Origin of the sequence: Actinophytocola sp., from assembly GCF_035762905.1 — a bacterium.
Lineage (GTDB): Bacteria > Actinomycetota > Actinomycetes > Mycobacteriales > Pseudonocardiaceae > DASYTH01.
This window is the reverse complement of the sequence record NZ_DASUCC010000038.1, coordinates 15,961-27,211: the sequence shown is the minus strand read 5'-3', so window position 1 is coordinate 27,211 and position 11,251 is coordinate 15,961. Positions and strand designations below refer to the sequence as shown.

At 71.9% G+C, this 11,251-nt stretch carries 13 protein-coding genes; 7 read left to right on the top strand and 6 right to left on the bottom strand.

Annotated elements, in window-relative coordinates; genetic code table 11:
• Positions 1–3 precede the first annotated feature (3 nt).
• Positions 4–555, top strand: coding sequence for a hypothetical protein (locus tag VFV67_RS07005; protein ID WP_326468152.1), 552 nt, complete (start codon positions 4–6; stop codon positions 553–555).
• Between the two features lie 53 nt (positions 556–608).
• On the opposite strand, the gene VFV67_RS07000 is transcribed toward VFV67_RS07005, so the two are convergent.
• A complete protein-coding gene (locus tag VFV67_RS07000; protein ID WP_326468151.1) occupies positions 609–1,376 on the bottom strand; it encodes an SDR family oxidoreductase in 768 nt (255 codons plus the stop codon).
• 176 nt (positions 1,377–1,552) lie between these two features.
• On the opposite strand from VFV67_RS07000, the gene VFV67_RS06995 reads away from it, so the two are divergent.
• The 3 genes from VFV67_RS06995 to VFV67_RS06985 all read left to right on the top strand — a co-directional run bounded on the left by VFV67_RS06995 (position 1,553) and on the right by VFV67_RS06985 (position 5,818).
• The gene (locus tag VFV67_RS06995; RefSeq protein ID WP_326468149.1) at positions 1,553–3,169 is read left to right on the top strand and encodes an ABC-F family ATP-binding cassette domain-containing protein; all 1,617 of its coding nucleotides are present in this window, start codon (positions 1,553–1,555) and stop codon (positions 3,167–3,169) included.
• 184 nt (positions 3,170–3,353) lie between these two features.
• Positions 3,354–3,563, top strand: coding sequence for a helix-turn-helix domain-containing protein (locus VFV67_RS06990; RefSeq protein ID WP_325160150.1), 210 nt, complete (start codon positions 3,354–3,356; stop codon positions 3,561–3,563).
• A 410-nt stretch (positions 3,564–3,973) separates the two neighbouring features.
• Positions 3,974–5,818 carry an ABC transporter ATP-binding protein gene (locus VFV67_RS06985; protein WP_414636195.1) on the top strand — a complete coding sequence of 615 codons (1,845 nt, stop codon included), beginning with the start codon at positions 3,974–3,976 and terminating at the stop codon, positions 5,816–5,818.
• A gap of 18 nt (positions 5,819–5,836) precedes the next feature.
• On the opposite strand, the gene VFV67_RS06980 is transcribed toward VFV67_RS06985, so the two are convergent.
• The 3 genes from VFV67_RS06980 to VFV67_RS06970 are packed head-to-tail and all read right to left on the bottom strand — an operon-like array spanning position 5,837 to position 7,678.
• Positions 5,837–6,415: a nucleotidyltransferase family protein gene (locus VFV67_RS06980; RefSeq protein WP_326468145.1), complete on the bottom strand. Its 579-nt coding sequence runs from the start codon at positions 6,413–6,415 to the stop codon at positions 5,837–5,839.
• The gene (locus VFV67_RS06975) at positions 6,402–6,839 is read right to left on the bottom strand and encodes a nitroreductase family deazaflavin-dependent oxidoreductase (protein ID WP_326468143.1); all 438 of its coding nucleotides are present in this window, start codon (positions 6,837–6,839) and stop codon (positions 6,402–6,404) included. Before VFV67_RS06975 ends, VFV67_RS06980 begins: the two co-directional genes overlap by 14 nt.
• A complete protein-coding gene (locus VFV67_RS06970) occupies positions 6,836–7,678 on the bottom strand; it encodes an SDR family oxidoreductase (protein ID WP_326468174.1) in 843 nt (280 codons plus the stop codon). The genes VFV67_RS06975 and VFV67_RS06970 overlap by 4 nt, the downstream gene beginning before the upstream one ends.
• 39 nt (positions 7,679–7,717) lie before the next feature.
• Here VFV67_RS06970 and VFV67_RS06965 point away from each other — a divergent pair, with 39 nt between their 5' ends.
• The 3 genes from VFV67_RS06965 to VFV67_RS06955 all read left to right on the top strand — a co-directional run bounded on the left by VFV67_RS06965 (position 7,718) and on the right by VFV67_RS06955 (position 10,359).
• The gene (locus tag VFV67_RS06965; protein ID WP_326468141.1) at positions 7,718–8,443 is read left to right on the top strand and encodes a TetR/AcrR family transcriptional regulator; all 726 of its coding nucleotides are present in this window, start codon (positions 7,718–7,720) and stop codon (positions 8,441–8,443) included.
• 20 nt (positions 8,444–8,463) lie between these two features.
• Entirely contained in the window at positions 8,464–9,090 is a 627-nt protein-coding gene (locus VFV67_RS06960; protein WP_326468140.1) for an alpha/beta hydrolase family protein, read from the top strand.
• A gap of 93 nt (positions 9,091–9,183) precedes the next feature.
• On the top strand, positions 9,184–10,359 hold the full coding sequence (locus VFV67_RS06955) for an LCP family protein (RefSeq protein WP_326468139.1): 1,176 nt from the start codon (positions 9,184–9,186) through the stop codon (positions 10,357–10,359).
• Here VFV67_RS06955 and VFV67_RS06950 read toward each other — a convergent pair.
• Both VFV67_RS06950 and paaI read right to left on the bottom strand, forming a co-directional pair.
• Complete coding sequence (locus VFV67_RS06950; protein WP_326468138.1) at positions 10,356–10,814, bottom strand: peroxiredoxin; 459 nt, start codon at positions 10,812–10,814, stop codon at positions 10,356–10,358. The genes VFV67_RS06955 and VFV67_RS06950 overlap by 4 nt on opposite strands.
• Positions 10,801–11,187: a hydroxyphenylacetyl-CoA thioesterase PaaI gene (gene paaI, locus VFV67_RS06945; RefSeq protein ID WP_326468172.1), complete on the bottom strand. Its 387-nt coding sequence runs from the start codon at positions 11,185–11,187 to the stop codon at positions 10,801–10,803. Before paaI ends, VFV67_RS06950 begins: the two co-directional genes overlap by 14 nt.
• Positions 11,188–11,251: the final 64 nt, after the last annotated feature.

Sequence of the window (11,251 nt, the reverse complement as noted above, 5' to 3'; positions counted from 1 at the left end):
GGCATGAGCGAGACCAACGTCCCCCAGCCGGATCAGCCCGGGGAGTCTGTGCGGTCGGGGGAGTCGGGGGCGGAGGCGCCTGACCGGACCGAGCAGCACGCGCCCGCTGCGCATTCCGGCCAGGCGCCTCCGACGGATCAGCCGGCCCAACCGGTGCCCCCGGCGCCGGAGCAGCCGCCGGTCGCGGCGCAGGCACCCCCGCCGGTTGCACCCACCCCACCTGCCGCTCCGAGGCGGCCGGCGCGCGTCCTGCGTGCGCCGGTTGCCGCGGGGATCGGCGCGGCGCTGCTGGTCGTCGGCGGCGTGGCCGGTTACTTCATCGGCGTGGCGGCCGACGACGACGGGCCACGGGGCCGCCCCGGCATGGTCCGGTTCGACGACGGTCAGCGCGGGCCCGGCTTCCGGGAGTTCCGCGAGCGGCCGGTCCCGCCGGAGCGCGGTGAGCGGCTGGTGCCGCCGAACCGTGGTCAGCTGCCGGAGGCGCCGGGCGGTGACCGGCAGGCCCCGCAACCCACCCAGCCCACTCAACCGACGCAGCCCACGCAGCCGGGCTGACCGGTCGAGCGGTTCCACCCGCGGCCCCGCCGGCTCCGGCCGGCGGGGCCGACTCAGCCCAGCGTTCCCGTGGCGAGCAGCCCGCCGTCGATCCGCACGGTCTCGCCGGTGATCCAGGACGCCTCGTCGGACACCAGGAAGGTCACCAGCTTGGCCACGTCCTCGGGAGTGCCCAGCCGCTTCATCGGGTAGGCCGCCGCGGCCTCCTCCTCCCGCTCGGCGTAGAGCGCCTCGGCGAACCGCGTCTTGACCGTGGCCGGGGCCACCCCGTTGACCCGGATCTTCGGGCCGAGCTGCCAGGCCAGCTCCATGGTCAGGTGGTTCATCGCCGCCTTGCTCGCCCCGTAGGCGCCGATCACCCCGGTGGAGCGCAGCCCGCCGACCGACGAGACGTTGACGATGCTGCCGCCGTGCTCGGCCATCCACCCCTTCACCGCGAGCTGCACGAAGCCCAGCGCGGCGACCACGTTGGTGTCGAAGATCTTCCGCACCGCGGCCAGGTCGGCGTCCACCAGCGGCCCGTACACCGGGTTGATCCCGGTGTTGTTGACCAGGATGTCCAGGCTGCCGAAGGTCTCCAGGGTGCGGCGCGTGATCTCGGCCCGGTCCTCGTCCCGGCCGGCGTTCCCGGCGATGGCCAGCACCCGGGCGCCGTCGGCCTCCTTGGCCAGCTGCTCGCCGGCCGCCGCGATGTCCTCCGCCTTGCGGGACATGATGGTGACGGCCGCGCCCGCGCGCACCAGCTCGACCGCGATCGCGTAGCCGATGCCCCGGCTGGCACCGGTGACGAGCGCGGTCCTGCCGCTGAGGTCCTGTGTCATGGCCCGCACTCTAGCTAAGCGGTCGCTTAGGAGCGAGCCTCCGGCAAAGCGTTGTACGTCACCCGTAGACTGGCCTGGTGGTCGTTCGGATGGACTAGGTCGCCGGTCAGCTCGCCGGTCACGGCAGGCGAGCCGCTGACCCCTGTTCACGACCAGCCACTTGGGGAGTCATCTCAGTGATCACCGCAACCGACATGGAGCTGCGCGCCGGCTCGCGCATCCTGCTGTCCGACGCCACGCTGCGGGTTCAGCCCGGCGACCGGATCGGGCTGGTCGGCCGCAACGGCGCCGGCAAGACCACGACCCTGCGGGTGCTGGCCGGCGAGGGCGAGCCCTACGCCGGGGCGCTGCGCCGGTCCAGTCCGCTCGGCTACCTGCCGCAGGACCCGCGCGAGGGCAACCTGGACGTCACCGCCAAGGACCGGGTGCTCTCCGCCCGCGGCCTCGACGAGCTGCTGCGCGACCTGGAGAAGGCGCAGAGCGCGATGGCCGAGCACGTCGACGGGGCCCGGCGGGACAGCGCCGTGCGCCGCTACGGGCGCCTCGAGGAGCGGTTCGCGGCCCTCGGCGGCTACGCCGCGGAGAGCGCGGCGGCCCGGATCTGTGCCAACCTCGGGCTGGCCGAGCGGGTGCTGTCCCAGCCGCTGTCCACACTGTCCGGTGGCCAGCGCCGGCGGGTGGAGCTGGCCCGGATCCTGTTCGGCGCCTCGGACTCCGACGGCAGCACCGTGCTGCTGCTCGACGAGCCCACCAACCACCTGGACGCCGACTCGATCACCTGGCTGCGTGGTTTTCTCAAGGGGCACGCCGGCGGTCTCGTGGTGATCAGCCACGACGTGGACCTGCTCGCCGAGGTGGTCAACAAGGTCTGGTTCCTGGACGCGATGCGCGGCGAGGTGGACCTCTACAACATGGGCTGGCAGCGCTACCTGGACGCGCGCGCGGCCGACGAGAAGCGCCGCAGGCGGGAGCGGGCCAACGCCGAGAAGAAGGCCTCGGCGCTCATGGCCCAGGCCGACAAGATGCGTGCCAAGGCCACCAAGGCGGTGGCCGCGCAGAACATGGCGCGCCGGGCCGAGCGGCTGCTTAGTGGGCTCGATCAGGTCCGCCAGGCCGACAAGGTGGCCAAGATCCGGTTCCCGGAACCGGCGCCGTGCGGTAAAACTCCGCTCACCGCAGAAGGACTGAGCAAGAGCTACGGTTCGCTCGAGGTCTTCACCGGGGTCGATCTGGCCATCGACAAGGGATCCCGGGTCGTCGTGCTCGGCCTGAACGGGGCGGGCAAAACGACGTTGTTGCGGCTGCTCGGCGGAATGGAGCCACCCGACGCCGGTTCCGTGGTTCCCGGGCACGGGCTTCGGATCGGTTACTACGCCCAGGAGCACGAGACGCTCGACCACGACGCGAGCGTGTGGGCCAACGTGCGGCACGCCGCTCCGGACACGCCCGAGCAACAACTGCGTTCGCTGCTCGGCACGTTCCTGTTCAGCGGCGAGCAGCTCGACCAGGTGGCCGGCACCCTTTCCGGCGGCGAGAAGACCCGGCTGGCGCTGGCCGGACTGGTCTGCGGAGCGGCCAACGTGCTGCTGCTCGACGAACCCACCAACAACCTCGACCCGGCCAGCCGGGAACGGGTGCTCGACGCGCTGCGCCGCTACTCCGGCGCCGTCGTGCTGGTTACCCATGACCCCGGTGCGGTGGAGGCACTTGAGCCCGAGCGGGTGATCCTTCTGCCGGACGGCACCGAAGATCACTGGTCCGCCGACTATCTCGAACTTGTTCAGCTGGCTTGAGAATCACCCTTACGCGGACAACTCCACCAGCGATACAAGGCGTCGCCGAAGGGTTGGCATTGGTGCGTCTGGGGGACGATCGCAGGGAATTTTCGATCTCGCCTGGCGTTCCTGGCCGACCTGTTCGATCATTGCTCGGCAGGGGTTGCAAGGACCTCAGTTACAGGTTCGGAAGGCGGATGACGTGGCTGACCTGAAGAAAGGCGCGCGGATCACCGGCAACACGCGCGACAAGCTGGCCGCTGACCTGAAGAAGAAGTACGAGAAGGGCGCCAGCATTCGCGCCTTGGCCGAGTCGACCGGCCGCTCGTACGGCTTCGTGCACAGGGTGCTGTCCGAGTCCGGCGTCACACTGCGCGGGCGTGGTGGTGCCACGCGCACCAAGAAGAAGTAGGGCCTGCCTGCTTCCGCTGCGCACGCCTGAAGGTTTTCAGTGGTGTCGGGGCTCCGGCCGCCAGGAGGGTCGGACTGATCGGGGAACTGCCGGGCGCGTGGGCCCGGGCGGTGTCACCGGTCGCCGCGGCCCGAGCATCCGACCATCGCACCGAACAGGGCCAGCGGGTAGCTCAGGTACTCCCGACCGCGGCACCGGCCAGGCGGTCCTCGCGCCCGCCGGGTAGCGGATCACCTCCTCGACGAACGCTCGGGGTCGACCAGCAGCACCGGCACGACGTCCATCGACGCGCCGGCCAGCATCGTGCCCAGGAACACTCCCGGATGGGAAGATCCTCCGGTCACCGGGTGTTGTTGTCTTCGGTCGGCTCGGGGGAGAGGAGGTGCGGCGTGGACGGAACGCGATCGTTCATGCGGGGTGCCATGCGGGCGGCGGACACACCGAAGGGTCTGCGCCAGGGCACGGTGCGCCGGGTGTTCCGGTTCGCCCGGCCGCACCATCCCAAGCTCGTGGTGTTTCTGCTGCTCACGGTCGTCTCGGCGGTGCTGGCCGTGAGTACGCCGCTGCTCGCCGGCCGGGTGGTGGACACGATCGTGGGCGGGCAGGACGCTTCCGTGGTGGTGTGGCTGGCCGTGGCGATCGCCGGTGTGGCCGTGCTGGACGCCGCGCTGGGGGTGGCCGAGCGCTGGCAGTCGGCGCGGATCGGTGAGGGGTTGATCTACGACCTGCGCCGGGCGGTGTTCGAGCACGTGCAACGGATGCCGGTGGCGTTCTTCACCCGCACCAGGACCGGTGCGCTGGTCAGCCGGCTCAACAGCGACGTGATGGGGGCGCAGCGGGCGTTCACCTCGACGCTGTCCGGTCTGGTGACCAACTCGATCCAACTGGTGCTCTCGCTCGCCGTGATGCTGACCCTGTCCTGGCAGGTGACCGCGTTCGCCCTGGTGCTGCTGCCGGTGTTCGTCCTACCGGCCCGCCGGATGGGCCGCCGAATGGCGGATCTGCAACGCGAGTCGTCCACATTGAACGCCACGATGACCAGCCAGATGACCGAGCGCTTCTCCGCCCCCGGAGCCACCCTGGTGAGGCTGTTCGGCCGGCCGCACGCCGAGGCCGACGAGTTCGGCGCCCGCGCCGGCCGGGTCCGCGACATCGGCATCCGCACCGCCATGCTGACCCGCTGGTTCATGACCAGCCTGACCCTCGTCGCGGCGCTCGCCCAGGCCCTGGTCTACGGGCTCGGCGGCTACCTCGCCATCACCGGCGCACTCGCCCCGGGAACCGTTGTCGCACTGGCACTTCTGCTCAGCCGCCTGTACACGCCGCTCACCGCCCTGGCCAACGTGCGGGTCGACGTGATGACCGCGCTGGTCTCCTTCGAGCGTGTCTTCGAGGTTCTCGACCTCCGCCCGATGATCACCGAAAAGCCCACCGCGCGAACCGTTCCGCCGGGCGGCGTCGCCGTCGAGTTCGCCGACGTCCGGTTCGGCTATCCCGCTCCCAGCCAGGTCTCCCTTGCCTCCCTTGAGGAAGTCGCCGTACTCGACCAGCGCGGCGGCGAGGAGGTCCTGCACGGCATCACCTTCCGCGCCGAACCCGGCCAGATGATCGCACTGGTCGGGCCCTCCGGCGCCGGCAAGTCCACGATCGCCACCCTGATCCCGCGACTGTACGATGTGGACTCCGGTGCGATCACACTGTCCGATGTGGATGTTCGCGACCTCCGGTTGACCGCCCTGCGTGACACCGTCGGCGTGGTGACCCAGGACGGTCACCTGTTCCACGACTCCATCCGCGCCAACCTCAGCTACGCCCGGCCCGAGGCCACCGAGGACGACCTCTGGGCGGCGCTCGGCCAGGCCCGGCTGGAAACGCTGGTCCGGTCCCTGCCCGACCAACTGGACACCGTGGTCGGCGAACGCGGCTACCGGCTGTCCGGCGGCGAACGCCAGCGCCTCACCATCGCCCGCCTCCTGCTGGCCCAGCCCCGGGTGGTCATCCTCGACGAGGCAACCGCCCACCTGGACTCCGAATCCGAGGTCGCCGTCCAGGAAGCGCTCGCCAACGCGCTCACCGGCCGGACGGCGATCGTGATCGCCCACCGGCTGTCCACCATCCGGGCCGCCGACCAGATCCTGGTCATCGAGGACGGCGCCGTCGTCGAATCCGGCACCCACGACACCCTGCTCGCCGCCGGCGGCCGCTACGCCGACCTCTACACCACCCAGTTCGCCCCGCAACCCACCGCCGCCTGACCGCGATTCGGCTGCCGGCTAGGAGGGGAGATCGGTGGGGCGGTCGACGTCGAGGCCGGAGGCGATGTCCGCACAGGGCACGGCCCGGGTCGGGTGGCCGGCCAGGTAGGAGCGGGCGCCGGCGTCGGCGGTGGCCTCGGCGTGCACGGCCGGCCAGTGCGCGCGGCCGATGAGCACCGGGTGGCCGGGGGCGCCGTGGTAGGTGGCCCGGGCCAGGGCGTCCGGCGACGCGAGGGCGGCCAGCCGTGCGACGGCGGCGGCGGTGACGCCGGGCGTGTCCACCGGCAGGATCACCACGGCCACCGCGTCCGATGTGGACAGTGCGGCGAGGCCGGCGCGCAGGGACGAGCCCATGCCGGTTGGCCAGTCCGGGTTGTCGACCAAAGAGGAGCCCGGCAGGTGGGCGCGGGTGCGGACCTCGGCGGCGGCGGCACCGAGGACCACGACGACCGGACCGAGGCCGGCGGCGTGCAGCACACCGGCGGCGTGTTCGACGAAAAGGCGGCCACGGTAGGGAACCAGGGCCTTGGGCAGGCCGTAGCGCCGGCCGCCGCCCGCGGCGAGCAGCAGGCCGGCGACGGCGTCAGGTGCGCTCAAGCACGACCACCGGGATCTCGCGGGTGGCCTTGGCCTGATAGTCGTTGTAGCTCGGGTAGATGGCGGCCATCCGGTCCCACAGTGCCGCCCGCTCGGGGCCGGTCACGGTGTGCGCGCGGGCGGTGAACCGCTCGGCGCCGACCTGGACCGAGACGGTCGGGTCGGCGGCGAGGTTGCGGTACCAGTTGGGGTGGGTGGGCGAGCCGCCGTTGGAGGCGATGACCACGTAGCGCTCGCCGTCGCGGCCGTAGTAGAGGGCGGTGCGGCGCAGCAGCCCGGACCTGCGGCCCCGGGTGGTGATCAGGAGTGCGTCGACCCCGTAGAACTTCCCGCCCTGGGCGCCGTCGCTGTCCAGGTACTGCCGGACGTGCTTGGCCACCCACCCGGTCGGGCTCTCGGTGATCTCCTCCGATGGTCGGCTCAACGGAACTCCTCGGCATGGTCGGCCGCCCACTCGGCCAGCGTGCGCCCCGGATGCCCGGTCACCTCGCGCACGGCCGAAGACACCGGCGGCATCAGTTCGGCGTAGTTCGCCGGGTACCACAGGATCATCTCATCGACCACCACCTCGGGCATGCCCGCGTCGATCATGGCGGCCCGCTCCCGCTCGTGGCTGACCTGCTCGAGCCGGATCTCCCGGCCGCAGCCCGCGGCGATCGCCGCCACCTGCTCGCGCAGGGTCAGCGCCTGCGGCCCGGTCAGCTCGTAGTGCCTGCCGGCGTGGCCGTCGGAGAGCAGGGCGGCGACCGCCACGTCGGCGATGTCGGCCTCGTGGATCGGCGTGCCGCGGGCTTCGGCGTAGGCGGTGCGGACCACGCCCTCCGCGCGGATCGACGGTGCCCAGTAGTTCAGCTTGTTCACGGCGAACTCCCCGGGGCGCAGGATGGTCCACGCCATTCCGGAGCCTTCCACGACCCGCTCCAGGTGGACGAAGTCCGGGTCCGAGGAGCCGAGCATGACCACCCGGCGCACCCCGGCCGCCGCGGCCAGCCCGACGATCGCCTCGGTGGTGATCACGTCGTCGAACGAGCTCAGCTCGGGTTTCAGGTAGGCCAGCGGGAACAGGTACAGCGCGTGCACTCCGGCCAGCGCCGGGGCCACGGTCTCGGGCCGGGCGAGGTCGCCGACGACCACCTCGACGTCGTCGGGGAACGGGAAGGCGGGGTTGCGGGTCAGAGCGCGGACCCGGACGCCGGCTCGGACGAGGCCGTGCACCACGTTCCGGCCGACGTTTCCGGTCGCCCCGGTCACCAGGATCGTCATCACTCCGTACATCATACGGAGTTGTAGGATCGGCGCAAGATGAATGATCGAATCGATCCCGAACGCAGCCTCGCGCTGCTCTGGGGCGAACAGGTGCGGCCGAGCCGCGGACCCAAGCCCGCGCTCACCGTGGCCGCGATCGTGCGCGCGGCGATCGGGGTCGCCGACGCCGAGGGGGCCGGCGCGCTGTCCATGCGCCGGGTCGCCGAGGCCCTCGGGGTCGGCACGATGTCGCTCTACACCTACATCCCGGCCAAGACCGAGCTGTTCGAGCTGATGGTGGACGCCGCCATCGGCGAGACCGCGCTGCCGCCGCCGGGGGACTGGCGGCCGTGGCTGGAGCGGTTCGCCCGGGACAGCCTGGCCGGCTACCGGCGCCATCCGTGGCTGCTGCGGGTGTCGCTGACCCGGGGCCTGATGGGCCCGAACCAGACCGCGGCGCTGGAGACGATCCTGCGCGTGCTGTCCCAGACCGGCCTGACCGGCGCCGAGCTGATGGCTGTCGTGCAGGTGATCACCGGCTACGTGCGCGGCGTGGCACAGGGCGCGGCGCAGGACGCCAAGGTGGCCAGCAGCACCGGGGTCAGCGACGAGCAGTGGTGGACCGAGGTGGGCCCGCTGCTGGACCGCTACCTGGTCGCGGACCGGTTCCCGGCGCTGACCGCGGTGTTCCGCGGCGAGCAGGACTGGGTCGATCCGTTCGAGTTCGGCCTGCAGCGCCTGCTGGACGGCATCGAGGCGGTCGTGCGGGCCCGGTCGTCGTGACCGAGCGAACCGTGGGCACCGTGAGATCACCGGTTCCGCGGCTGCGGGTGTTCCGGGCCGCTCCCACCCGCGCCGTGGTCCTGGTGCTGCACGGCGGCCAGGAGCAGAGCCGCCGGCGCGCGCACCGGCTGCGGCCGGCCTACCTGCGGATGCTGCCGTTCGCCCTCGACCTGCACCGGGCCGGTCGCCGGCAGGGCGTCGCGGTCTGGCTGCTGTGCAACCGGTACCGGGGCTGGAACCGGCCCGACCTGGACCCGGTGGCCGACGCCAGGTGGGCACTGGCCGGGATCCGGCTGGCGCACCCGGGGGTGCCCATCGCGCTGGTCGGGCACTCCATGGGCGGGCGGGTGGCGCTGCGGGTGGCCGACGAGCCCGACGTGGTCGCGGTGTGCGCGCTGGCCCCGTGGACCACCGAGAAGGACCACGTCGACCAGCTCGCCGGCAAGGCGGTGCTGATCGTGCACGGAGCGTCGGACCAGGTCACCAAGCCGGCCGACTCGCTCGCCTACGCCGAGCGGGCCCGGGTGGCCGGCGTCGACGTGCGCCGGCTGGAACTGCCCGACGAGGGCCACTCCATGCTGCGCCGGGCCCGGGTCTGGACGCTGCTGGTCCGCCGGTTCGTGCTCGGCGCGCTGGACCCGGGTTAGGGTGTCGGGCAACCCCGCCCGGGTCCGCCACGTCTGGGGAGTTGAGCGTGGGAGGTCGGGGAGTCGATGGAGTACGGACCGCGGAGAACGGCAATGAGTCAGGACGGCTACGGCTACGGGCAGCAACAGCCACCGCCAAGGCGACCGGCGTACGGCAGTACCCGGCGCATGGAGGTGCCGGTGCCGGCCGGGCGTCCGGACTACCGGCGGCAACCGGACGGCTACGGTCAGTCGTACCAGCCGGATCACCGGCAACCGCCACCCGAGCAGCAGGGCTACGGCCCGCCGCCGCCCCGGCCGCGGCCGCGCAAGCGGCGGTTCGGCCGGGTGCTGCTGATCATGGTGCTGGCGTTGCTGTTGCTGCTCGGCGGGGTGTGGCTGTACCTGGAGCTGAACCTCAACCGGGTGTCCGCGCTCGGCGACTACCCGGGCCGGCCGGCCCAGGCCGCCGGCACCAACTGGCTGATCGTGGGGTCGGACAGCCGGGCCGGCCTGACCGCCGAGGACCAGGAACGGCTGACCACCGGGGACGTCAAGGGCCAGCGCACCGACACGATGATGCTGCTGCACATCCCCGACAACGACACCAAGCCGACGCTGGTCAGCCTGCTCCGGGACTCCTATGTGGACATTCCGGGCAAGGGCAAGAACAAGCTCAACGCCGCCTACGCGCAGGGCGGGCCGCAGCTGCTGGCGAGGACCGTGGAGACGGCGACCGGGCTGCGGCTGGACCACTACGTGGAGATCGGCTTCGGCGGCTTCGCCGACATGGTCGACGCGGTCGGCGGGGTGGAGATGTGCCTCAAGGAGCCGATCGAGGACCCGCTGGCCGGGATCTCGCTGCCGGCCGGGTGTCAGGAGCTGGACGGCCAGCAGGCGCTCGGCTACGTCCGGACCAGGGCGACGCCGCGGGCCGACCTTGACCGGGTGATCCACCAGCGGGAGTTCATCGGCGCGCTGACCGACAAGGCGACCAGCGCCGGCACCCTGCTCAACCCGTTCAAGTTCGTGCCGCTGCTGGCCAGCGCCCCGGGCGCGTTCACCGTCGACGAGGGCGACCACCTGCACAACCTGCCCAGCCTGGCGTTCGCCATCGGCGGCGCGGCCAGCGGCGAGACGGTGACCACGACGGTGCCGATCGGCGGCTCGATCCGCACCAAGGTCGGCTCGGCCGTGACCTGGGACGAGAAGAAGGCGGAGCAGCTGTTCGACGCGCTGCGCACCGACCAGCCGGTGCCGGCGGGTGCCCTGGTCGACGTGCCGCGCTAGGAGTTCTTCCTGGCCCGGAGCACCGCGAGCGCCTGGTCGGCGTGCGCGTTCATGCGCACCTCGCTCTTGATCACTTCGAGCACCGTGCGGTCGGTGTCGATCACGAACGTGTGCCGCCTTGTGGCCATCGGACCGAAGGCGCGGCGGACGCCGAACTGCCCGGCCACCGCCCCGTCCGGGTCGGAGAGCAGCGGGTAGTCGAAGGTGTGCTTGTCGGAGAACCGCTTCTGCTTGTCCACCTGGTCCGGGCTGATCCCGGCCCGGCCGGCGCCAAGCTCGGCGAACTCGGCGGCCAGGTCGCGGAAATGGCAGCTCTCCTTGGTGCAGCCGAGGGACATGGCGGCCGGGTAGAAGAACAGCACCAGCGGCCCGCCGGCGAGCAGGTCGGACAACTTTCGGGGTGTTCCGGTCTCGTCCGGCAGCTCGAAGTCGGGGGCCTGGTCACCGGCCTTCATCGGTTCTCCTCGTCGTCGTGCGGCTCCGGCCGCGGAACTCCGCGACGATCTCCTCGCCGCGGAACACGGTGACGTCGTAGACCCCACTGCGCCCGAACCGGACCCGCTCCCTCGCGTGCGCCTCAAGCATGTCACCCCGGCGCACCGGGGCCACGAAGGTGATGTCCGCCCCGGCGGCAAGGGTGACCGGCCCGTGGCCGTTGCACGCGCAGGCGAACGCGGAGTCGGCGAGCAGGAACAGGTAGCCGCCGTGTGCCACGTCGTGGCCGTTGATCATGGAATCGGTGACCGGCATGCGCACGACGGCGCTGCCCGGTTCGGCCACGACCAGCTCCATGCCGAGCGACCGGGAGGCCACGTCGCCATCCCACATCACACGTACGGGTTCAGGGATCAACAAGGCTCCATCGCTAGCATGAGGGGGCCGCCATGCTCCC